A 22,865-nucleotide genomic window follows, 5' to 3' on the forward strand; every position below is an offset into this window, starting at 1 on the left:
GCGTACCTCGGCACGCCATGCTTGCTGCTCTGGCGAGCGGAAGCGCGCACGGCGGAGACCCGTCTGCTGCGGTTCTCGCCAAGGCGGACGGGAGTCGATATCCAGCAGGTCCCTCCCGGGAGGCAGTCGTGACGCGGGAACGCCAAATAACCGACGCATTCGCCGAGTTGACGGACACCCTGGTCGGAGACTTCGACGTCGTCGACCTGTTGCACCAGCTCACCATGCGCTGTGTGCAGCTGTTGGATGTCGATGCGGCCGGGCTGCTGCTGGCCGACCAACAAGGTCGGCTGCGTCCGATGGCGGCCTCCACCGAGAAGGCCCGCATGCTGAAACTCCTCCAATTCCAAGACGTGGACGGCCCCGGCCTGGACTGTTACCGCACCGGCGGGCCGGTGACATGTGCCGATCTGGTCGCCGAGGGAGGGCGCTGGCCTCGTTTCGCCGCGGCGGCGCAGCTCGCCGGCTTCGTCGCGGTCCAGGCACTGCCGATGCGCGACCGCGACAGGGTCATCGGCGCACTCACCCTGCTACGGACGGCAGCCGGCCGGCTGACCACGGATGAGTTGCACATCGGGCAGGCGCTGGCCAATGTGGCCACCATGAGCATCCTGCACCAGCGCAGGCAGGAGCAGCACGAGGCAGCCGCAGAGCAGCTACAGACCGCGCTCAGCAGTCGCACACTCGTCGAGCAGGCCACCGGGGTGCTGGCCGAGCGCCACCACGGCGACATGGACGACGCCTTCAACTTCTTGCACATCTATGCGCGCAGCCACGGCCTGCGCCTGTCCGAGGCGGCGCATGCCGTCATCCACGGCGAGCTCGACATCGCTCAACCTCCGGCCGGCGATCACAGCCGATGACGCGGCTTGCTGGGACGGCACGCCCGTCCTGCACCCGGGCGACGTGGTCAGCGCCCACCATGCCTGCCGCGAACCCTCTGCGGCCAGGGGAGAAGAGTAGACTTGATGTCGCCGAGGACATCTCGAATGCCGGCAGTCGCGTCGGCACCGTCTGCGGCGCTTCACAGACGCAGTCCCGTCGGGGCTGAGACGGGTCGGCCGATCATGACGCTGACGCACACCACCTCGCCGCCGCCAGTCCCCATCGCTCGTGTTCCGCCGGAGCGGCCGATCGGCGCACCTGCCGTACGGCTCAGCCTGGAACCCAACTCTCGCCGCGCGCGTGCCGTGGACGGGGAATGGTGGCCCCGGTCAACGGACGCGGCGGCGGAACTCCCGGGTCTCATCGCAGCCGTCGACCGCCACCTGGGGAGGATGACACTCCGGGTCGGGCTGCACGTGGACGCCTGGAGCAACATTCCCCGCCGTATTCCCGTCCCCGGCCGGGCCGTGAAGGTCGGATGGTTCCAATCCATGGACCGCCGACTGGTCACCCTGACCATCAACGGCCGGGAGGGAATAACGCTGCGGGTGATACCGCCGGAAGCCGCGGCGTCGGCGAAGGCCGCATTCGCGTCGGCCACCACTGAGCCGAACAGCGTGCCTCCTGTGGAGAACCGGACTCCCGTGCCCGTGGTCCGGTCGCGACAAGGGGCAGAGCAGGATGTCTGGGAGAACGAAGGCGGCCACTTCACCATAGGTTGAACGCGCAAAGCGTGGCGCCCTCAAACAGGTGGGGGGCCGGCGTCAGGCCTGGTCAAACAGTCGCACGCGGCAAACGGGATCGCGGTCCGCAGCGACCCGGCGTCAGTGGTGCTCACCACCTCGGTCGCCACCCCTGATCGGTCCCAGCAGGCACGCAGCCACTGGGCCACCCTGCACCCCGCCCATCCTCGGCCGCCCTGCCCGGCTGCGGTCAAGGCCGCCCGGCGTGTACCGGGAGGGGCATTACCGGTCCTGAACCGCTTCCTGTGCCTTCGTGGCCCGGGCCTACGGGTGCCGGACGCGGGCGCCGGGTACATGTCCGTAGGGATAGCCCGTCCGCGACCTGGATCGTCGATCGTTGCCCGACCCACTGGGAAGGATCTGTGACCCTTACGCGCGCGTCCGCAACCCCTGCAACGCTCCTTCGCCCGCTGGCGGCGGCGGCTCACTGGCTGACGTCGCCGCTGGTTCCCGAGGACTACCTAGGGTTGATCGACCCGCTCTGGGCCACGGGGGAGCTGTGTGGCCGGGTCGAGGCGGTGCACACGGAAACCAGCGATGCGGCGACCCTGGTGATCCGCCCTGGTCGGGGCTGGATCGCGCATCGTCCCGGCCAGTGGGTCCGGATCGGCGTCGATATCGACGGGCGGCGCCACTGGCGCGCCTTCTCGCTGTCATCGGCCCCGGGCAGGCCCGATGGTCGTGTCACCGTCACGGTGAAGGCCGTACGCGGCGGGCTCGTCTCCGACTACCTGGTCCGGAGCACAGCGCCCGGGGCGGTGCTCAGGCTGGGACCGCCCGAGGGAGCGTTCGTCCTTCCCGAGCCACCACCGCCGCGTCTGCTGTTCGTGACCGCCGGGAGCGGCATCACACCGGTGATGCCGATGGTGGAGGGGCTGCGACTGGACGGTGTGAACGGCCCTGACGTCGTGCTGGTTCATTCGGCGCCGGCACAGGGTGAGGTCATCTTCGGCGGGCGGCTCCGGAGTCTGGCCGCGCGATGTCCGCGGCTGCGCCTGCACGAACGTCACACGCGCTCTGACGGACGGCTGCGGCCCGCGGATCTTGCCCGGCTCTGCCCGGACTGGACCGAGCGGTCCGTCTGGGCGTGCGGACCGCCCGCGATGCTCGACGACATCGCGGCGTACTGGACCGGGCCGGCGGACGGGCTCCATGTCGAGCGTTTCCATCCGGTGCCGACAGCGCAAGGTTCGGGGGGACGCGTCCGCTTCACCAGGAGCGGCCGGGAGGCGGAGGCCGACGGCGGAACGCCGTTGCTGGCCGTCGGCGAGAGCGCGGGGGTGCTCATGCCGAGCGGCTGCCGCATGGGCATCTGCTACGGATGCGTCGCGCGCCTTCGCTCCGGCCAGGTACGCGATGTACGGACCGGCCGGGTGCACGGAGACGCCGGGGAGATGATCCAGACCTGCGTGTCGGTGGCGGCCGGCCCGGTCGAGATCGAACTGTGAGAGGAACACACATGCCTGCCACTTTCCATCTGGACCCGGTCGACGCCGAAGATTTCGGCCGCGAGTTGGACAAGATCCGCGAAGGGGTACTGGCGAGCCTCGGCGAGCGGGACGCGGCTTACATCCGGGGTCTCATCGCAGTCCAGCGCAAGCTGGAGCTGACGGGTCGGGCGCTGCTGTTCGCCTCCTGGTTGCCTCCCGCCTGGGCCGCCGGGACGGCGGCACTGACCGTCGCGAAGATCCTGGAGAACATGGAGATCGGCCACAACGTCCTGCACGGGCAGTGGGACTGGATGCTAGACCCGAAGATCCATTCGACCACGTGGGAGTGGGACACCGCCTCCCCTGCCGACCAGTGGAAACACTCACACAACTTCGTCCACCACACCTGGACGAACGTGCTCGGCAAGGATCGCGACATCGGCTATTCGGCGTTGCGGATCAGCCCGGAGCAGCGATGGCACCCGATCTATCTTGCCCAGCCGTTCTACAACGCCTTGCTGGCCCTCTTCTTCGAGTACGGCATCGCGATCTACGATCTCGAACTGGAGCGCATCCCCTCGGGAAGAAAGGATCCGAAGGAGGCGCTGGCCCAGCTTCGCGCCGTGGCGGCCAAGATCCGAAACCAGATCGTCAAGGACTACGTCGCGTTCCCGCTGCTCGCCGGCCCTGCCTTCCTGCCCGTCCTGCTCGGCAACCTGACCGCGAACATGGCACGCAACGTGTGGGCGCACACCATCATCTTCTGCGGCCACTTCCCTGAGGGCGCCGAAATCTTCACCGAGGACTGGCTCGAGAACGAGACCCGCGGCGAGTGGTACGTACGCCAACTGCTCGGTTCGTGCAACATCGACGGCGGACGCCTCTTCCACATCATGAGCGGCAACCTCAGCCACCAGATCGAGCATCACCTGTTCCCCGACCTGCCCAGCAACCGGTACGCCGAGATCGCGCCGCGGGTCCGCGCGCTGTGCGAGCGGTTCGGCCTCCCCTACGCGTCCGGCTCACTGGTCCGGCAGGCCGGCTCGGTCTGGAAGCGTGTCCTGCGGATGGCCCTGCCGGGGCCGGGCCGGCCATCGGCGGCCGAACCGCCGGCGAGTGCGCTCAAGGCCGCGGCATGAGCACGGGCGGGTGAACCTGTGGCATGAGAGAGCCCCGGGCTCGGCGAGAGTCCGGGGCCGGATGGCCGTCGGATACCGGGAACAAGCCGTAGGCCGGGCGCGTACACGATCAGGCGCCGGCGCCGCACGCGGGAAGGCGTAACGCGAGAAGAGCGACGTCGTCGGTGGTCCCGTAGGGTATGCGTCGCACGATCTCGTCGCACACGTCCTCCAGCGGGAGGTGAGCTATGGCCGCGGCCTGCGCCCGCAGCCGGGCCAATCCGGTGGCCAGGTCACTGCCGGGACTTTCGACGAGGCCGTCGGTGTAGAGCACGAGGGTGCTCCCAGCGGGCATCGGCTCGACGGCGTCGCGCCTGGTTGACTCGATGCCCAGGCGGAGCCCGAGCAGCAGATCCTGCCCTTGTTCCAGATAGCGGGCATGCCCGTCAGGGGTGACCAGCAGGGGCGGCGGATGCCCGGCGTTACTCCAGCGCAACCGCCAGGGACCATCTTCGGAGCCCTCCACACGCGCCAAGATCATCGTCGCCATGGGCACGTCCGTGACGGCGGACATCGCCTGGTCCACCCGGTTGACGACCAGGCTGGGCGACACGCAGCGGTCCCACGCCAGCGTGCGCACCATGCTGCGCAGCTGGGCCATCTCAGCGGCGGCCGTGATGTCGTGGCCGACCACGTCACCGATGACCAGGGCGGTGACGCCGTCGGGCAGCAGGAAGGCGTCGTACCAATCACCCCCGACCTGAGACCCCACCGAGGCCGGAAGGTAGCGCGCGGCCATCTCAAGGTGGCCCACCTGCGGCAGCGGAGCCAACAGGTGACGTTGCATCATTTCGGCCACCTCTCGTTGCCGGCCGAACAGGCGCGCGTTGCCCACCGCCAATCCCGCGCGACGTCCGATGTCGGTGACCAGCGTCACATCGGTGGCGTCGAAGGGGCGGGCCGGGTCGGTACGCGCCACGGTGAGAGCCCCCAGCACCTGCCGCTGTGTGCGTAGCGGCGTGATGATCGCCGACACCACTCCCCGGGCCGCGAACAGCTCACGCCGTGCGGCGGCCATGCCGGAGTCAGGTTTGGGGGCTATGTCGCCCGGTCCCAGCAAGACGGTCTCACCTCGATCCAGCACCCGCGCCAGCAGGGAACCGGGAGGCTCGGGCAGCGGGGACCCCGCCACCTGATCAGCAGGAGGGATCACCACCACCCGCTCTACCTCGTCGTGCTCGACACGCAGATCCACCATCGCCCAGTCGGCCAAGCGGGGGACGATCAGCCTGCCCAGCCGTTGCAAGGCCTCGTCCACATCCAGCGTCTGGGTCAGCACGGACGTGATCTCGGTGAGCAGCGTCAGGCGGGCGTTGAAGTCCTCCAACATGGCAAGATGGCCGGCCTGCTGACGAGAAACGTTCAGCCGCTCGGTGATGTCGGTGAAGACGACGATCACCCCGAGTACCTGCCCGCCCTCCTGCACTATCGGAGCGGCCGACAAGGAGACCGGCAGCAGGCTGCCGTCACCCCGCAGGAAGGTCGACTCGTCGCCACGCGCCGGACGACCGTGCTCCAGCACTCCCATCAGCCGACAGGTGGAGCGAGGAGTCAGCCCGTCGTCAGCGCCCCTGTGCAGCAGATCGTGGGCATCGGCGCCCAGCATCTCCGCCACGGGACGGCCCAGCAACGCCCCGGCCTGCAAGTTCGCCATAGTGATAAGGCCAGCAAGATCAGTCAGATAGATACCCGCCCCCGCGCTGTCGAAGGCCGCCTGCAGCAACCTCTGGTCGGGCAGCCCGGCATGGCCATGCGCGCTGGGCAGATGCCGCCTCATCGCCGCCCTGCCTTCCTCCGGTCATCGCTGCCTAGGCCCTACCCGCCGACACGCCGAGCACGCGGGGCAACGCAGCCACATCGCACCAGCCGACTCCCGCGAAGAAGCCGGGGATCCCATCGATGACGAGACGCGGGCAACAGTCGCCGACTGCAATCACGGCACCGGTGTCGGCGAGTGCGCAGGGACGTCGACGAATTCCACGGTCAAGGGCGAACGAGTGCTCGGTGGTTGCTCGCGTGTACGGGATACAGCGTGGCACACAGCGCCATGGTCCGACATCCGCCGGGAGGCGAAGCCTGACAGAACGACATAAGGTGGCACGCTGTGACAACAGACGGCATTGATCAAGAGCGCTTTTAATCCGTCGGTTCAGGGTTCGAGCCCCTGGCACCCCACCACTCCACATCCCATCTGAACTGCAATTTCTCGGTCGAGATGGGCCTTGCGGCGAGAAGTTGATCTCGTTTGGCACGCCTGGGCCTGGACCCGCATCGACACCCACCGGCCCGGCCACCGGTGGCTGCTGATCCGCCGCAACCGGCCACCGGGGCACTGGCCTTCTACTGCTGCTACTCACTCTTTCCATGGGCCATGCGGCCAGAGTAGGCCGGATCATTCACCAAGGTCGACGGGATTTCGAATTACCTCGCAAGGGCCCCGGGGGTAAGCATTCAGCTCTGATGCATTCCGGTGTTGCTTGATCGCGGTGTGTGATGGTGCATGGCCGCGAGTCGTCCCGGGGTGGGTGTTGGGGTCAGGCCGGTGTGGGATCGGGAGGCATCCAGGCGCGGCCGACGAGGGCGTCTCGGATCGCGGTCATGACATCGGCACCGTGCTTGGCCGCGGTGGACAGGTAGCCGCGGATGGCGTAACGGTGCGCGGTGGTTCGTTCGGAGCGGAGCCGGCCGGAGATCTTCTGCTGGGTCTTGGCTGGGCGGACATCGCGTTCCGCCTGGTTGTTCGTGGGAGGAATCCGCAGGTCGCGGGCGAAGCGCAGCACGTCGTCCTCGCGGTCGCGCAACACCTCCAGCAGCACGCGGCCGACGGGCTGGGTGACGGTCTTGGCCGGGCCGGGAAGACGGCGAACCTCCGACAGGCCCACCCGCACCCCGTGCCGGAAGCTGCTGATCCACATTCTCCGGGTGCCTTCGGCGATGGCGTCCCTGCCCTGCTCGCGGGCGAGGTTGGCGGCGTGGATCAGTCCGCGCAGCGCGATCTGGATCTGAGCCGGCCAGGCCGCACCAGGGTAGGTCTCGGCGCAGTCCTGCAGATCACGAAGCAGGTGAGCCACGCACAGCTGGTGGTCGTGCTCGCCGAGTTCGGCCGAGTCGTAGTTCTGGTAGCGGTCGTGGACGACGACGCCGGTCAACCCGGCGACGACGAACCTCTTGAACGTGGCCATGTCCCGGTCGCCGAGCATGTACGAGGTGAACACCTTCGTGCAGGCCACCAGCAGGTACTTTTTGGCCTTCTTCGGTCCGACCCGGATCGGCGTCTCATCGCAGCACACCACGTACGCCAGCGTGAGCAGCGCACGGATCCGCGCATTGGCCGAGGCGACCAGGCCCGCGGCGCGGGCGATCAGGCCGTGCACGAACCCCACCGACGGCTGCGCCCCGGTCAGCGAGGCGACCAACTCCACGCACCGATGCACCGGGATCGCGTGGACCACCAGCAGATACACGCACCACGCCTGCAGATTGACCCCGAGGCTGACCGGCGCGGAACTCACCCCGTCCGGGCGGGCAGCGGTATGCACCGCACCACACCGGCAGGCGACCGTGTGCAGGTTGTGCTGCAGGCGGCGGGCGGTCACCAGCGGAATCTCGATCTGCTGATGCCGGCCGGTCACCCCAAGATCGGCCGCGCCGGCCAGATCGGCCCCGCACCCGCAGGCCCCCTCGGGAAAGTGCTCGACCATGTCGCGCTCGGCGACCTCATCCGACCACGCCAGACTCACCCCGGCAGCGCCCGGCTGCTTGCCCGGCCTGCGCTTGCCCGCCCCACGGGCCGCGGAAGAGGCCTTGGGCTGCTTCTTACCCGGCAGATCATCAGCCGAGGGCGGCATCCCCGAGTTACCGCTGTTGCGCGAGATCAGCCGCTCCAACCGCGCGACCCGCTCACGCAGCGCGGCATTCTCCTGCTCCAGCACGGCCACGTGCTCGCGCAGCTCGGCATTCTCCTTCTCCAGGATCACCGTCCGCTCGGCCAGAGCGCGCGCAAGAGCGATCAGCTCCTCACGCGACATCTCTTCCAGGCCAGGCACACGGCCATCACAGCATGCCGGAGATCAACGATCAAAGTGACGGAACGTCACACCAGCAAGCCATCGGTCACAAAGCGCGCATGACGTGAATGCTTACCCCCGGGGCTGTTTCAGGTCGTTGCCGTCGCGCGGGTCAGGCGGGTTCGTCCGCCGACGTGACCGGCGGGAGGGGCGGCGGGCGGTCGAGAAGGAACGTCATGAGCAGATCGCGGTAGAGGTCAGGGCGGCCGTTGGCGATCGAATGCCCCGCGCCGCGCACGTAGACGAGGGTCGACTCGGGAAGCGTGCGCCGGTACTCGTAGGTGACCGCCCATTTCAGGTAGTCGCACTCGCCACGGACGATGAGCGTGGGCACATGGACGGTCCGCAGCTTCGGACGCGGGTCGGGGACGGTGGCGGCGTCGGCGGACGTCATCTGATTGGTGTAGAAGCCGGGCGGGTTGTCGTGGACGGGGGCGGGCGGGCTTCCGGGGCATCCGGTGGCGTCCTTGGCCGTGATCAGCAATTCGCGGAAGTAGCCCTGGTGCCGCACGGCGAGCAGGGCGATTCCGGCGACGGTCGGGGGCGGGTCGTCGCCGCTCTGGCGGCGCAGTTCGCCGAGCGACTCCCTGAGCGCGGCCAGCCCGGCCCTGGCCTCGGCCAGCACGGTGTCCAGCCGCCCCGCGTCCGCCGCGACCACGATGGCCCTCGCATGTCGCAGGGCGGAACGGCGCAGTCCCGCCGCCAGCCGGTTCCGCTCCGCCAGCACGACCGTCGCCGTCTCGCGGCCGAGCCGATCCCGCTCCCAAGCCACGGCCGCATGGCGCCGCGCACGCCTTGACCCCACCGCCAGGCCGAGCCCCCACGCCACCGCCGACGGGACCGAGACGCCCAGGGCCAGCACCGCCCACGCGGCTGCCCGGTCTCCCACGATCCCCGGCCCGCACGCCAGAGCAAGCCCGCCTATCGCCCCCACAGCCGCCGTGGCGAGAGCCCCCCACCGCCGGCGTGCGCGAGGGCCGTACGCGCCCAGCGCGTAGAGCAGCGCCAGCTCAACCCACAGGCACCACAGGAACACGTCCCCTGCGGGCTGCTTCGTCCAGCCGAGGAGTCCGGCGCCGAGCAGGACCGGATAGACCGACAACGCCGCCGCCAGGCTGAGAAGCGGCGCCCGCCTGCGCAGGCCGAGCGGCAGGGCGTGCGCGAAGAAGAGCGGCACCAGCAGGGCGGCCTCTCCGGGGAGACTCTCCGGCGGGTCGGTCGTCAACAGACTCGTACCGATGGACAGCGCCACCGCGAGGATCGCAAGCGCGGCGTCCGACGCCTGCCGGCCACGCCACTCGTACGACGTCGATGCCGGGCCCTCGTCAGGGGTGAGCGGGAATTCGGCGCGCACGGCCCATCCCCGGTCGTCCGGGCCCGCGGACAGGAACCCTCCGCAGGCGGCCACCGCCGTCCTGAGCCCGGCGAGCCCGTATCCACCACCCATTCCACGTGCCACGTCCGCGTTGTCCACGACCGGCTCGCCAGGATCGTTGACGATCGTGACGACCAGGCGGCCGGGTTCACGGTCGACGCCGACCCGTACGGCGCCTCCCGGCGCGTATCGCAGGGCGTTGGTCAGCGCCTCGCGAACCACCCGGTATGCGACAGCGGCGATCTCAGACGGGGCGCTCCCGGCTGTTCTGACGTAGGTGAGACGCGGCTCTGGCCACGTGGCGGCCAGCGCGTCCACGTCGGCGAGATCGGCCGAGCCGCTACCGGTGCCGCTGGTGGTCAGCCCCTCCAGTTCCTGGGTGGCCAGGCGGCCGGTCTCAGCGGCGTACCGGGCCGCCTCCGCCACGAGAGCCGGGTCGGCGAGACGCAAGGCGGAGGCGGCACCGACCGCGATGCCGGTGAGTCTGTGGGCGGCGGTGTCGTGAAGTTCGGCGGCGATCCGGTGCCGCTCGGCCTCGGCGGCCACGCCCGGCACATCGGGCGCGGCCGCGCGGAAGACGGCCACGGCCCGGCGTGTCGCCCGGCCGCGCCGCCGCGCCCTGCCCAGGGCCCAGGTAACCGCGGCGAGTCCGGCGGCCAGCAGGGTCACGCCGGTGACGGACCTGGGCGACTCCCCGAGGGCGCTCGCCGTCCCCACGGTCAGCACCAACGCGACCACGACGCCCCCTGCGGCCACCCCTGCCGTCTGCCGCAGGGCCAGGCCGTACAGCGCCACGGTCACGATGAGCGGCACAACCCACCACAGCCAGCCCGACAGCACGCCGAGCAAGCCTAGTGATTCCGTACGTGACAGCACAGTGCGAGGTGTTCGAGCAGCACGCCCGCGAGAAGGCGGCGTGGGAGAAGGACCGCGCTGAGCTGGAAGACGGTATCCGCGTCGTGGCGGGGGTGGCAGGGCTTAGCGGGGAGTGCCCTCAGTGTCTAGCTCAAGTTGGCCTTGACCTCCCCTCCGGGTGGACGGGTGCTTCCTTCATTCGTACGAGTGCCAAAATCATCTCCGGTGGGGAGTTTCTGGACAGCGAGCCTCCCTAGCGTGGCCGTTATGAATTGCGCACTGCTCAGAGGGGGCGTGGCCTCTGCCGTGACGGTCGGCCTTCTGCTCACCGGGCCCGCCGTACAGGCCGTGTCAAAGCCCGTCACTGTGGCCCTGCCCCAGCCGACAGGTCCACGCGAGATCGGCACTGTCGCGCTGCACCTGCGTGACGGCTCCAGGGCCGACCCGTGGATCAAGGCACATGACCGGCGGGAGCTGATGATCAGCCTGTGGTATCCCACGCGTCGTCCGGACGGCCACCCCGCTGCGCCTTGGCTGCCGCCTCGCGCCGCCGAGGCCTTCTATCGCAACAACAGCCTCTCGCCTGCGACTGTCAGCCTGCCTTCGACCCATGGCCGCGAAGGGGCCCGTGTGGCGGGCCGAGGGCTGCCCGTCGTACTGTTCTCGCCCGGCAACGGCGCCGACCGTTCCATGAACACCGCCACGGTCGAAGAACTGGCCAGCTGGGGCTACATGGTGGTCACGATCGATCATCCGGGCGATGCCGGCGAGGTGGAGTTCCCCAACGGCACGGTCACCGGCCACGTCCTGAAGCCAGTCCCGGTGAGCCGGCTGGACGAGAAGGCCGAAGAGATCAAGGTGCGGGTGGCTGACACGCGCTTCGTGCTGGACCGGCTCAAGGAGCTGAACAAGGGGCGGAACCCTGATGCTGAAGGCAGGAAGCTGCCGGAGGGGCTGCGTGGCGCGTTCGACCTGAGCAGGGTCGGCATGTTCGGCCATTCCGCGGGAGGCGCGACGGCCGCCGCGACGATGCTGGAGGATCGGCGGGTCAAGGCGGCTCTGAACCTGGACGGACCCGCCCTCGGCAAGGTGGCCGCCAAAGGACTGGCAAAGCCGTACATGCTCATGGAGGCCGAGATCTTCGACAAGCCCATCCGCGGGCAGAAGGCATTCTGGTCCCGGCTGAAGGGCTGGCGGCTGCACGTGAAGACCAAGGGGGCCAAGCACAATTCCTATACCGACCTGCCGCTGCTGTACGAGCAGGCGGCCCCGGTGATCGGCCTGTCAAAGGAGCAGTTGCGAGCGATAAACGGGACACTGTCGGCGGCGCGTTCCGTGGCCGTCACCCGCGCCTACACCATGGCCTTCTTCGATCTCCATCTACGGCACAAAGGCGACCTGCTCGACAGACGTTCCTCACGGTTTCCCGAGGTGCAGGTGATCGCCCGTTAGGGCGCCAGGGCTTGTACGGGGTTCGGATCTTCAAGCCGGCCGGAATCACCGCCCAGATACGGCGTCGGCGCAGGTAGGCCTGGTTGGGCGAGAGGAGTACGCCTTGTCGGCGGCCACCGCGTCAGGGCGGGTACGCGGGCGGCCGAGGCGCCCGTCCCCGTCTTCATCGGGTCCGCCTCCGTCGTCGGCCGGCACCGGCGGCGGCCACCGCCAGCGTGGCCATCAGCGCCGCTACCGCCGTCCGGCGCGCTTCCAGGAGCGCCACCGCGTGCAGCGCGACCGCCAAGGGCACGAACGCCTCCTCCCACCCGGCGAACGGCGCGAACACCGCCGCCACCGAGAATCCGGCGGCCAGGGCAACGGCCGCGAACGCGTCGACGGCGACCCAGTGTCCCGGTCGCAGCCTGCGCGCGATCAAGGGACGCCGTTCGGCCATACGCCGACCCTAGACGGGGCCGACCAGCAGCCGCCGCGACCGGGCGATGCAACCGCCTACGGCTTGCACGGTTTTCGCGTGGAGGCGAACCTCAACTTCTGACGGCCTCTGCGATCTGCAGTGCGACCTGGGCAGGTGTCAGGTGCGTGGTGTCGACGACCTCGGCCTCGCCGTGTAGCCACGTACGGGCCGCCTCCGCGTAGGGCTCAAGGTATTTGAGACGGAAGGGGGAGGGGCCGAGAAGAGTGTCTCCCTCGATGCGCCTGCGGAGGGTGTCTTGGTCGGCGTGGAGGACGAAGTGCCGTACCGGGATGGCATGTCGGGTGAGGCCCGCGCTGATCTCGCGCCAGTACTGCTCGACCAGGACGGTCATGGGCATCACCAGAGTGCCACCGGCGTAGTCGAGTACGAGGCGGGCGGTCTCGACTACGAGCGGCCGCCACGGCGGCCAGTGCTGGAAGTTGTCGGTCGCCGGTAGCCCCGGCGTGATGTCCATGAGTGTCTCGCCTACCTTCTCGGCGTCGAACACCCGTGAGTCCGGGATCAGTCGCTGCACGAGTGCAGCGGTCGTCGTCTTGCCCGCGCCGTGGGTGCCGTTGAGCCATACGATCACAGAGCCCGATGCTACGTAGCGCTGCGCCGGGCCGTGGGACCGGACGCCGAGAAAAAAGTGCCGTGGCGGACCGGTGTGAGCTGGATCACTCGAACGGCCGGCGGATGGCGGACAGGATCCTGTGTGGACCATTCATTGCGCCAGAGAGTGCGGCACGGCGACCCCGAGGCGCTGGGCATTCCGGAGGGCACGGTGCGCTCTCGCCTGTCACGCGCGCGTACCCGCCTCGCCAAGCTGACCGACGAGGAACTGAAAAAGACGCGTGCGAAACCCGAACGGCCCCTGCCCGGCGGACAGCACCTGGTGAGCCGTCTCCAGACGGCCCGGTCGACACAGGAGACGATCCGATGAACGCGCACCAGCACCGCGGCACCGATCAGCCGGCGGACCGGAGGGACGAGTTCCCGGTGCCCGCGTCTTCGAATCTCGACGCCGGCCGTTTCCAGATCCTCAGGGAGCACTTCATGGCCGAGATCGTCAAGGACGAGCACAGGACGTCCCCCACCCGGCGTGCGTTCCGCACGCGACCCCGGCCCCTCCTGGCGGGGCTGGCGGCCGCGGCGGCGCTGGCCGTCGGTGCGGCCGTGCTCCTCGCGGGAGCCGGGCCGGCGGCGACGCCGGAGCCCGGACGGCGACAGGCCGGCACGGCGGTGGCGGCAAGCCGGCTGGCCGTGGTGCCGCTCGGCGCGGCCAGCTCCGACGACGTGAGCGGGCAGTTGGAACGCATTTCGCTGGTCGCGGCCAGGTCCTCGGCGGAGGGAGGCAGGTACTCCTACCGCAGGACCCAGTACGCCTTCGCCGTCCCGGTACGGGAGCAGACCATGCCGGGCGAGGGCCCGATGGACATGCAGCCCATGGTCAAGCGAGAGATCTGGGTCGAGCAGCGGCGGTTCAACGGCAAGGGACTGATCATCGACAACGGCCGGCAGGAGGAGTACGACCAGGGCGACGTCGACTACCGCCACCGGTACGAGGAACTCGCCACGCTGCCGACCGACCCGGACAAACTGCTGAAGGCGATCTACGCCGACCCCGAGACCAAGGAGGGTGACGGCACGACCAGGGAGCAGCGGGCGTTCGACACCATCGGCACCCTGCTTGAGCAGGAGGTGCTGCCGCCCGCGCTCGGCGCGGCACTGTACCGCGCGGTGGCGAGGATCCCCGGCGTGACGATCGTGGACAGGTCCCAGGACGCCGCGGGCCGCGAGGGGATCGCGGTGGCCCGGGAGGACAAGGGCGCACGCACCGAGTGGATCTTCGACCGGGCGACGCTGGAGTACCTCGGCCGGCGCAAGGTGCAGACCGAGGACACGCGGTGGCTGAAGAAAGGCATGCTGCTCGCCACCACGGCGGTTCTCGACCGTGCCATGGTGGACAAGCTCGGCGCGCGTCCATAGCCGGGCGCGATCGCTTGACCAACGCGACCAGGTCAAGCACCCTGCGACGACTTTCGGCCGGTGCGCGGTTCAGCGGGGACGGTGGCCTTTTCTGCCGCGGCCGGTCTGCGCGCCCCGGCGGCCCGATCCGCCCGGAGCGGGAGTCCGCGGCTGCTTCCGCGCCTTGTCCTGGGCAGGCGCGGGGGTACGGCCCCTCGAACTGTTCGCCGTACGCCCCCGCACGATGCCGATGAAGTCCTCCACCAGCTCGGTCGTCGCCTTCGTGGGCCAGGCCAGCGCGACCTGCGACTGCGGGGTCTCCACAACCGGCCGGTAGGTCAGGTCCTTGCGGTGATACAGGCGCGCCAGCGACTGCGGGACCAGCAGCAGCCCGGTCCCCGCCGCCACCAGCTCGATCGCCTCCGCCGTCGTGTCCGGACGCGTGAAAGCCGGCCGCCCCGGCAGGTCCGTCCACTGAAGGGTGTCGTCCATCGGATGGAGCACCTCGTCGTCGGCGAGGTCGGCGACGGCCACCTCGTCGGCGGCGGCCACCATGTGATCCTTGGGTGCCACGACCATGGTGGTCTCGACGTAGAGAGGGATCACGCTGAGCCCTTCACGGTCCACGGGCAACCGCACGAACCCGGCGTCGGCGCCGCCGTCGTGCAGGAGCCTCACCACCTCGGCGGCGGCGACGGAGACCAGGGTGAGAGGCACGTCGGGCACCCGCTCGGCCCAGAGGCCGACCCATTTGGCGGGCGTCACCCCGGGCACGTACGCCAGCCGGAACTCCCTGTCGGTCACCTCGTCAGCGTACCGATGCCAGGGAAGGCGGCCGCGCGCCATACCCTTGACCCCATGACCAAGCTCAAGAGCACCCAGACGATGAAGCCCGCGACCGCGGCCAAGAAGCTGGGTGTGCTCCTCTCGGCCACTCCCGCCGAGTTCCAGGAGGGAGTCGTCTCCAGGGATGAGCTGAACGCGCTCCAGGCCGATCCGCCGGCCTGGCTGGCCGACCTGCGGCGCGACGGGCCGCACCCCAGGCAGGTCGTCGCCGTGAAGCTGGGCGTCTCCAACTCCGGCCTCGCCAGGGGCGGGATCACCGGGCCGCTCACCACCGCCGAGATCGACGCCATCAAGGCGGAGAACCCCGAGTGGCTGCAGCGCGAGCGCGAGGTTCAGGCCGAGGTACGCAAGGAGGCCCAGCGCCTCAAGCAGCGCGAGTCAGCGGCACCGGCACCGCCCGAGTCGTCACGCCGGGCACGGTAGCCGCTGTCGGCCACTGCTCCCGTCGAGGGCGCCTGAGCAACCTGGTGCTGGTTTTGGGCTGATCAAACTCTGTTCCGCGGGCGGCCCTGCCTACCCGCTTCCACACTCACCGATGACTACTCTCCGTGAGTATGTGGACGCAAGAAGTTGAAAAGTCGTACCGGACAGGCTCCGGGACAGCGCGCAGGAGCGTGCGGGTGTGCACCGTGTTCGCGATGGGCGCCGCTCTGCTCACCGCCGGAGGCGTCTCCGCCGCCGTGGAGAGTTCAGCGACCGTGATCGCACAGCCGGCCCGGTCTCTGCCTCCGCAGCAGAACGTCCCGGATCTGGACGTTCCCGGCCCTCCGCAGACCGTCACCTATCCGCCGGACGGCAAGCGCCGCTTCCACCAGAGCACGGTGACCATTCAGGCTCCCCCGTACACCCGGATCACCGGCCTGAATCTGCGCTGCTCCTGGGCCTGCCCGTTCGCCATCGCTCCCGACGGCAAGTCGGCCACCGGCACGTTCAACGTCAACACGTGGGACTTCCTCTACCCCTACGACGTGGAGGTGGTCGCCGACGCCAACGCCAACGTGCCCCTGGCAGGCGGCCAGTTCAGCGGCACCTTCACCCTCGACGGCGATACTCAGCCGCTGACGGTGAACTTCAAGCCCGGCGTCCAGGCCGTCATAGCGGCCAACCTCAGGAACACCAACCCCAGGGGCGGCGGCGTCCGCGTGATCACGGTCGACCCCGGCAGCAAGGCCGACACGTCGGGGCTGCAACCAGGTGACCTCATCATCGACATGGCGGGAACGCCAACCCCGACCGTCAATGATCTGGACACCTTCCTGGACCAGAAGCGCGCCGGCACCACCTATCCGGCGACCGTAATGCGTGGCGGCACCACCGTCACCCTGCAGCTCACCTTGGACAGCTAGAGCACCGGAGGCTCCATCGAGAGCGTGATTGGTGTGGCGGTGGAAGTCAGCGCGTGCGGGGCCGCCGGAGCGGACAGCGAACCGACAGCGGCCGGCCAGCGGCACGCCGGAGGATGTGCCCCTGACCCCCTACCGCGTGATCATCGATCCCAAACGGGAGAAACACGATGCCCCGTCACACCGATTCGCCCCCACCGTACGCGGACACGATCGGCGCCCGTCGTCGCCCGCCGACGCCTCGTGCTCCCGAAGCCGGGGCGCATGCCTCCGCTGGCCTGAACCATGACGATCGCATGTCGCTGCGCCTCCCGGCCACGCTGCTGCTCGCTGGACAGCTCCTGTTCGTCCTGGTCACCCTGCTCCACACCGGTGGGCCCGCCAACGACCACCCCGCGGTGTTCGCCGAGTACGCCGGCAGCCGGGCGTGGACGGCCGTGCACCTCGGTCAGTTCTCGGCCATGGCGACCCTGCTCGCAGGGCTGTTCGCCCTGTTCTTCGCCTTGGAAGTTCCCGCCGGATCGGCGAGATGGGCGGGGCGATTCGGCGCCGCTTCGGCGGTGGCGACGCTGTCGCTGTACGGCATCCTCCAAGCGGTGGACGGGGTCGCCCTCAAACAGGCCGTGAACGCCTGGGCCGGCGCCCCGGACGCCGAGAAGGCGGCGCGCTTCGCGAGCGCCGAGGCGATCCGCTGGCTCGAGTGGGGAGTGAGGAGCTACCACGACTTCGCGATGGGCCTGGCTCTGCTCCTGCTCGCGGCCGCCGTCGCGAGGGCGGTGGGAGTCCCCCGGCCGATCGCCTACCTGATGGGCCTCTCCGGCCTCACCTACCTGGCACAGGGCTGGGTAGGCGGCGACGAGGGCTTCACACAAACGCAAACGATCTTTATCGTGCTGGCCTTCGTCCTCAGTCTCGCGTGGATGATCTGGCTGATCGTCGTCGCCTGGCGAACGCGGGATTCCAGGACCGTGTAGCCGTCACCGGCGGCCGCGCCGCGGCACCGGGGATCACCCGTTTCGAGATGAGCTACGACAGCCGCTTCGGGCTCTCGATAGGGTTGGGGGTCTGCTCGCCCCTCCACGAAAGGCCAGAGATCACCAGTGGCTGATTCGTTCGTTCACCTGCATGTTCACACCGAATACTCCATGCTGGACGGAGCGGCGAAGATCGGCAAGCTGGCCGAGCGGGCGGCCGCGCTGGGCATGCCCGCGATCGCGATGAGCGACCACGGCAACATGTTCGGCGCCTACGAGTTCCAGTCGAGGATGAAGTCCGCCGGGGTCAAGCCGATCATCGGCATCGAGGGGTACGTCAGCCCCGAGTCCCGCCACTACAAGCAGCCGGTGTTCTGGGGAGAACCCCACCAGCGCAAGTCCGACGAGCGCACCGGCCTCGGCGGCGACGTGTCGGCGAGCGGCACCTATCTGCACAAGACCATGTGGGCGGTCAACGCCCAGGGCCTGCGCAACCTGTTCAGGATCTCGTCGCTGGCCTCCCTCGAAGGCCACATGAAGAAGTATCCCCGCATGGACGACGACCTGTTCGAGCAGTACCACGAGGGGATCGTCGCCACCACGGGCTGCCCCTCCGGGGCGGTGCAGACGCGGCTCCGGCTCGGGCAGTACGACAAGGCGCTGGAGCACGCCGCGAAGTACCAGGAGATCTTCGGACGGGACAACTACTTCCTGGAGATCATGGATCACGGGGGGATCCCGATCGAGACGGGGGTCCGCGAGGACCTGCTGCGGATCGGCAAGGCCCTCGGCATCCCGCCCCTGGTCACCAACGACTCCCACTACGTGACCGAGGACCAGTCCACCGCCCACGACGCGCTGCTCTGTGTCGGCACGAACTCCCTGCTCAGCGATCCCAGCCGGTTCCGCTTCTCCGGCAACGGCTACTACGTGCGCACCGCCGAGGAGATGTGGGCGCTCGACCCGGGCTCCGACCTGTGGGCCGAGGGCTGCAAGAACACCCTGCTGATCGCCGAGCGGGTCGAGCCGTACGACGAGGTGTTCGCCCACCGTGACCTCGCCGCCAAGTTCCCGGTCCCCGAAGGGGAGACCGAGATGAGCTGGCTCCGCAAGGAGGCCCAGAGCGGCGCGGTGCGACGCTACGGCGACCCCGTGCCGGCCGAGGTGCTGGAGCGCATCGAGTACGAGCTCGGCGTCATCGAGGGCATGGGCTTTCCCGGCTACTTCCTCGTCGTCGCGGACATCTGCCGCCACGCCCGGGAGAGCGGCATCTGGCTCGGCCCGGGCCGAGGATCGGCCACCGGCTCGATGGTGGCCTACGTCACCGGGATCACCGAGCTCGACCCCATCGAGCACTCCCTGCTGTTCGAGCGGTTCCTGAACCCCGAACGCATCTCCATGCCCGACGTCGACCTCGACTTCGACGAGCGCAGGCGCGGTGACATGATCCGTTATGTCACGGAGAAGTATGGCGAGGACAACGTCTCGCTGATCATCACGTACATGACGATCAAGTCGAAGGCGGCGGTCAAGGACGCGGCTCGCGTCCTCGGCTACCCCTTCCCGGTGGGCGAGAAGATCACCAAGGCGTTCCCGCCGGCCGTCATGGGCAAGGAGATCCCGCTCACCGGCATCTTCGACGAGAAGCACCCCCGGTACGCCGAGGCGACCGAGCTGCGGAAGCTCTACGAGGAAGACTCCGACGTCAAGCAGGTCATCGACACCGCGCTCGGCCTCGAAGGACTGACCCGGGGCACCGGCGTCCACGCCGCGGGCGTCATCCTGTCGTCGCAGCCTCTGCTCGACGTCATGCCGATCTTCAAGCGGCCCGACGACGGCGCCCGCATCACCGGCTTCGACGGGCCCAGCTCCGAGTCCATGGGCGCCCTGAAGATGGACTTCCTGGGCCTGCGGAACCTCACCGTCATCGGCGACGCGGTGCAGAACGTCAAGGACAACCGCGGCCTCGACCTCGACATGCTCGGCCTCGCGCTGGACGACAAGAAGACCTACGAGCTGCTGGCGCGCGGCGACACGCTCGGCGTGTTCCAGCTGGACAGCTCGATGATGCGGGACCTCACCAAGCTGATCGCCCCGACCCGGTTCGAGGACATCTCGTCCATCCTGGCCCTGGGCCGTCCCGGCCCGATGGGGGCGAACGCGCACGTCAACTACGCGCTGCGCAAGGCCGGGCAGCAGGACATCACCCCGATCCACCCCTCGCTCAAGGAAGTGCTCGACCCGATCCTCGGCACCACCTACCACCTGGTGGTCTACCAGGAGCAGGTCATGGCCATCGCCCAGCAGCTGGCCGGCTACACCCTCGGTGGCGCCGACATCCTGCGCCGGGCGATGGGCAAGAAGAAGAAGGAGGAGATGGACAAGCAATGGGCCACCTTCTCCTCCGGCATGGTCGGCAAGGGCTACACCGAGGAATCGGCGAAGGCCGTCTGGGACGTCCTTGAGCCGTTCAGCTCCTACGGATTCAACAAGTCCCACACCGCCGGCTACGGACTCGTCTCCTACTGGACGGCCTACCTCAAGGCCAACTACCCGGCCGAGTACATGGCCGCCCTGCTGACCTCGGTCGGCACGAACAAGGACCGCATGGCGCTCTACCTCGCCGAGTGCCGGCGGATGAAGCTCAAGGTCCTGCCGCCCGACGTCAACGAGTCGGGCCTGCGTTTCTCCGCCGTCGGGGAGGACGTCCGCTTCGGCCTGGGCGCGATCCAGAACGTCGGGGAGAACGCCATCAAGGGCATCATCTCCGCGCGCCGCGAGAAGGACGCCTACACCGACTTCAACGACTTCCTGACCAAGGTCCCCCAGGTCGTCTGCAACAAGCGCACCATCGAATCTCTGATCAAGGCCGGCGCGTTCGACGGCCTCGGGCACACCCGCCAGGGGCTGATCCAGATCCACGACCAGGCCGTGGACGCCGTGATCGACGTCAAGCGCAAGGAGGCCCTCGGTCAGGACTCGCTCTTCGGCGCGTTCGACGACGACAGCGGCGCGGGCAGCGTCTTCCACATCTCCGTCCCCGAAGGAGAGTGGGACAAGAAGACGAAGCTGTCCTTCGAGCGGGAGATGCTCGGCCTCTACGTCTCCGACCACCCGCTCAACGGCGCCGAACGCATCCTCGAACGCAACCGGGACCTCAGCATCGCCCAGGTGCTGGACGGTCAGGCCGGGCAGGGCAACGTCCGCATCGCCGGCATCATCTCCGGCGTCGACAAGAAGGTCACCAAGAAGGGCGACGTCTGGGCCATCCTCAAGATCGAGGACCACGACGGCTCCATCGAGGTGCCCTGCTTCCCGCAGACCTACCAGCTGTACGGCAGCAACCTCGCCCCCGACCTGGTCGTCGCCGTCACCGGCCGGATCCGCTCACGCGGCGACGGCGACGAGGCGACCATCTCCTTCAACGCCATGGACATCACGTTCCTCGACATCTCCGGCATCCAGGACGACGGCCGCGAACCCATCGTGATCGCCCTGCGCGAGGAGCGCGTCAACAGAGAGCTCCTCCACGAGCTCAAGCGGATCCTGACCGTCCACCCCGGTGACACACCCGTACGGCTGCGCGTGGAGCGGCTCAACCGGAAGATCAACGTCGTGGAGCTGCCCGACTACGCGGTGAACATCACCAACGGCGCGTTCGCCGGTGACATCAAGGTCCTCCTGGGCGCGAACGCGCTCGTCGTGCCCTGACCCGCCTTTCCCGTACGGCCCCCCGGCCGTATGCTGTCCGGCTTGTGAAGGGTGGACTGCTGGTCGCGGGGACCACGTCGGATGCCGGGAAGAGCGTGGTCACCGCCGGGATCTGCCGGTGGCTGGCCCGGCGGGGCGTGCGGGTCGCGCCCTTCAAGGCGCAGAACATGTCGCTCAACTCCTACGTGACCGCCGACGGCGCGGAGATCGGGCGGGCGCAGGCCGTGCAGGCGGCGGCCTGTGGGCTGGAGCCGACGGCCGACATGAACCCGATCCTGCTCAAGCCGGGCAGCGACCGGCGGAGCCAGATCGTCGTACGCGGCCGGCCCGTCGCCGACGTCGACGCCATGGAGTACGGCGCCCGGCGGGACGAGCTGCGGGCCGTCGCGGTCGAGTCGTACCGGCGGCTGGCCGCCGAGTTCGACGTGGTGATTTGCGAAGGGGCGGGCTCTCCGGCCGAGATCAATCTTCGCGCGGGCGACATCGCGAACATGGGCCTGGCCCGGGCGGCCGGGCTGCCGGTGGTCGTGGTGGGAGACATCGACCGCGGCGGGGTCTTCGCGCACCTGTACGGCACGGTCGCGCTGCTGGACGCCGTCGACCAGGCCCACGTCGCCGGTTTCGTCGTGAACAAGTTCCGGGGCGCCCGGGAGCTGCTCGCCCCCGGGCTGGACATGATCGAGGGGCTGACCGGGCGCCGCGTCTACGGCGTCCTGCCCTGGCTCGACGGGCTCTGGATGGACGTCGAGGACTCCCTGTCGCTCGACACCCGGCCGCTCGACACCCAGGCGCTCGACACCCGGGCGCGGGGCGCGGCGGCGGCCGGCGGGGCGCTGCGGGTGACGGTCGTGCGATATCCGCGGATCTCGAACTTCACCGACGTGGACGCGCTGGCCGCCGAGCCGGGAGTCGTGGTCACGTTCGCCACGTCCCCCGCCGAGTGCGCGGACGCCGACCTGCTGGTCCTGCCCGGTTCGCGGGCCACCGTCGGCGACCTCGCCTGGCTGCGCGAGACCGGGATCGCCGATCTCGTGACCCGGAGGACGGGGCCGGTGCTCGGCATCTGCGGGGGCTACCAGATGCTCGCACGCACCATCACCGACGAGGTCGAGTCGGGCGCCGGCACGGTCGCCGGGCTGGGGTCGCTGCCCGCCGACGTCGTGTTCGCCGCCGAGAAGACCCTCGGGCGGCCGAGCGGCGAGGCGTACGGGCATCCCGTGGAGGCGTACGAGATCCACCACGGGATCGTGACGCGCGACGGCGGCGAGGAGTTCCTCGACGGCTGCCGGGCCGGGAACGTGTGGGGCACGACCTGGCACGGAGCGCTGGAGAACGACGGGTTCCGGCGGGCGTTCCTCGCCGAGGTGGCGCGGGCGGCGGGGCGGGAGTTCCACGCCGATCCCGGTCTCTCCTTCGCGGCGCTGCGGGAGGCGCGGCTGGACGCGCTCGGGGACCTCGTCGAGCAGAGCGTCGACACCGGCGCCCTGCTCGCGCTCATCGAGGCCGGGCCGCCGCCGGGCCTTCGCGTCCTGCCGCCCGGCGCGGCCTGAGCAGCGGCTTCTCCGCCCTCACACAAGGCGG

18 protein-coding genes and 1 pseudogene are annotated in these 22,865 nt (G+C 69.4%); 12 read left to right on the forward strand and 7 right to left on the reverse strand.

The window, feature by feature from the left end:
* Positions 1-128 precede the first annotated feature (128 nt).
* The 4 genes from OG344_RS06515 (at position 129) to OG344_RS06530 (ending at position 4,197) form a co-directional block, all read left to right on the forward strand.
* Positions 129-863: a GAF and ANTAR domain-containing protein gene (locus tag OG344_RS06515; RefSeq protein WP_327048369.1), complete on the forward strand. Its 735-nt coding sequence runs from the start codon at positions 129-131 to the stop codon at positions 861-863.
* Positions 864-1,067: 204 nt separating this feature from the next.
* Positions 1,068-1,607, forward strand: a complete 540-nt coding sequence (locus OG344_RS06520; protein ID WP_405087410.1) for a DUF5994 family protein — start codon at positions 1,068-1,070, stop codon at positions 1,605-1,607.
* A gap of 488 nt (positions 1,608-2,095) precedes the next feature.
* Positions 2,096-3,076: a ferredoxin reductase gene (locus OG344_RS06525; protein WP_405087411.1), complete on the forward strand. Its 981-nt coding sequence runs from the start codon at positions 2,096-2,098 to the stop codon at positions 3,074-3,076.
* A gap of 11 nt (positions 3,077-3,087) precedes the next feature.
* Positions 3,088-4,197, forward strand: coding sequence for a fatty acid desaturase family protein (locus OG344_RS06530; RefSeq protein ID WP_405087412.1), 1,110 nt, complete (start codon positions 3,088-3,090; stop codon positions 4,195-4,197).
* Between the two features lie 109 nt (positions 4,198-4,306).
* Here the strand turns inward: OG344_RS06530 and OG344_RS06535 are convergent, their stop codons facing one another.
* From OG344_RS06535 to OG344_RS06545, 3 genes are all read right to left on the reverse strand, one after another.
* Complete coding sequence (locus tag OG344_RS06535; RefSeq protein WP_405087413.1) at positions 4,307-6,013, reverse strand: SpoIIE family protein phosphatase; 1,707 nt, start codon at positions 6,011-6,013, stop codon at positions 4,307-4,309.
* Positions 6,014-6,770: 757 nt separating this feature from the next.
* Complete coding sequence (gene tnpC / locus OG344_RS06540) at positions 6,771-8,264, reverse strand: IS66 family transposase (protein WP_405087414.1); 1,494 nt, start codon at positions 8,262-8,264, stop codon at positions 6,771-6,773.
* A gap of 151 nt (positions 8,265-8,415) precedes the next feature.
* On the reverse strand, positions 8,416-10,518 hold the full coding sequence (locus OG344_RS06545) for a histidine kinase (protein ID WP_405087415.1): 2,103 nt from the start codon (positions 10,516-10,518) through the stop codon (positions 8,416-8,418).
* A 309-nt stretch (positions 10,519-10,827) separates the two neighbouring features.
* Here OG344_RS06545 and OG344_RS06550 point away from each other — a divergent pair, with 309 nt between their 5' ends.
* On the forward strand, positions 10,828-11,985 hold the full coding sequence (locus OG344_RS06550) for an alpha/beta hydrolase family protein (protein WP_405087416.1): 1,158 nt from the start codon (positions 10,828-10,830) through the stop codon (positions 11,983-11,985).
* A 40-nt stretch (positions 11,986-12,025) separates the two neighbouring features.
* Here OG344_RS06550 and OG344_RS06555 read toward each other — a convergent pair.
* The 3 genes and pseudogenes from OG344_RS06555 to OG344_RS06565 all read right to left on the reverse strand — a co-directional run.
* A pseudogene (locus OG344_RS06555) lies at positions 12,026-12,129 on the reverse strand (IS5/IS1182 family transposase); the annotation flags it as partial.
* Positions 12,130-12,148: 19 nt separating this feature from the next.
* On the reverse strand, positions 12,149-12,421 hold the full coding sequence (locus OG344_RS06560; protein ID WP_405087417.1) for a hypothetical protein: 273 nt from the start codon (positions 12,419-12,421) through the stop codon (positions 12,149-12,151).
* 91 nt (positions 12,422-12,512) lie between these two features.
* The gene (locus OG344_RS06565; protein ID WP_405087418.1) at positions 12,513-13,034 is read right to left on the reverse strand and encodes an AAA family ATPase; all 522 of its coding nucleotides are present in this window, start codon (positions 13,032-13,034) and stop codon (positions 12,513-12,515) included.
* Between the two features lie 123 nt (positions 13,035-13,157).
* On the opposite strand from OG344_RS06565, the gene OG344_RS06570 reads away from it, so the two are divergent.
* Both OG344_RS06570 and OG344_RS06575 read left to right on the forward strand, forming a co-directional pair.
* Positions 13,158-13,385 (forward strand): hypothetical protein, encoded by a 228-nt coding sequence (locus OG344_RS06570; protein WP_405087419.1) that lies wholly within the window; start codon positions 13,158-13,160, stop codon positions 13,383-13,385.
* A complete protein-coding gene (locus tag OG344_RS06575) occupies positions 13,382-14,431 on the forward strand; it encodes a CU044_5270 family protein (protein ID WP_405087420.1) in 1,050 nt (349 codons plus the stop codon). Before OG344_RS06570 ends, OG344_RS06575 begins: the two co-directional genes overlap by 4 nt.
* A 69-nt stretch (positions 14,432-14,500) precedes the next feature.
* On the opposite strand, the gene OG344_RS06580 is transcribed toward OG344_RS06575, so the two are convergent.
* A complete protein-coding gene (locus OG344_RS06580) occupies positions 14,501-15,214 on the reverse strand; it encodes a LysR substrate-binding domain-containing protein (RefSeq protein WP_405087421.1) in 714 nt (237 codons plus the stop codon).
* A gap of 54 nt (positions 15,215-15,268) precedes the next feature.
* On the opposite strand from OG344_RS06580, the gene OG344_RS06585 reads away from it, so the two are divergent.
* The 5 genes from OG344_RS06585 to OG344_RS06605 all read left to right on the forward strand — a co-directional run bounded on the left by OG344_RS06585 (position 15,269) and on the right by OG344_RS06605 (position 22,834).
* A complete protein-coding gene (locus OG344_RS06585; RefSeq protein ID WP_405087422.1) occupies positions 15,269-15,679 on the forward strand; it encodes a DUF5997 family protein in 411 nt (136 codons plus the stop codon).
* A gap of 197 nt (positions 15,680-15,876) precedes the next feature.
* Positions 15,877-16,602, forward strand: a complete 726-nt coding sequence (locus tag OG344_RS06590) for a PDZ domain-containing protein (RefSeq protein ID WP_405087423.1) — start codon at positions 15,877-15,879, stop codon at positions 16,600-16,602.
* Between the two features lie 293 nt (positions 16,603-16,895).
* Positions 16,896-17,573 carry a DUF4386 family protein gene (locus OG344_RS06595; protein ID WP_405087424.1) on the forward strand — a complete coding sequence of 226 codons (678 nt, stop codon included), beginning with the start codon at positions 16,896-16,898 and terminating at the stop codon, positions 17,571-17,573.
* A 126-nt stretch (positions 17,574-17,699) separates the two neighbouring features.
* The gene (dnaE, locus tag OG344_RS06600; protein WP_405087425.1) at positions 17,700-21,284 is read left to right on the forward strand and encodes a DNA polymerase III subunit alpha; all 3,585 of its coding nucleotides are present in this window, start codon (positions 17,700-17,702) and stop codon (positions 21,282-21,284) included.
* A 44-nt stretch (positions 21,285-21,328) separates the two neighbouring features.
* Positions 21,329-22,834, forward strand: a complete 1,506-nt coding sequence (locus tag OG344_RS06605) for a cobyric acid synthase (protein WP_405087426.1) — start codon at positions 21,329-21,331, stop codon at positions 22,832-22,834.
* Positions 22,835-22,865: the final 31 nt, after the last annotated feature.

This window comes from Microbispora sp. NBC_01389 (genome assembly GCF_045040095.1).
GTDB lineage: Bacteria > Actinomycetota > Actinomycetes > Streptosporangiales > Streptosporangiaceae > Microbispora.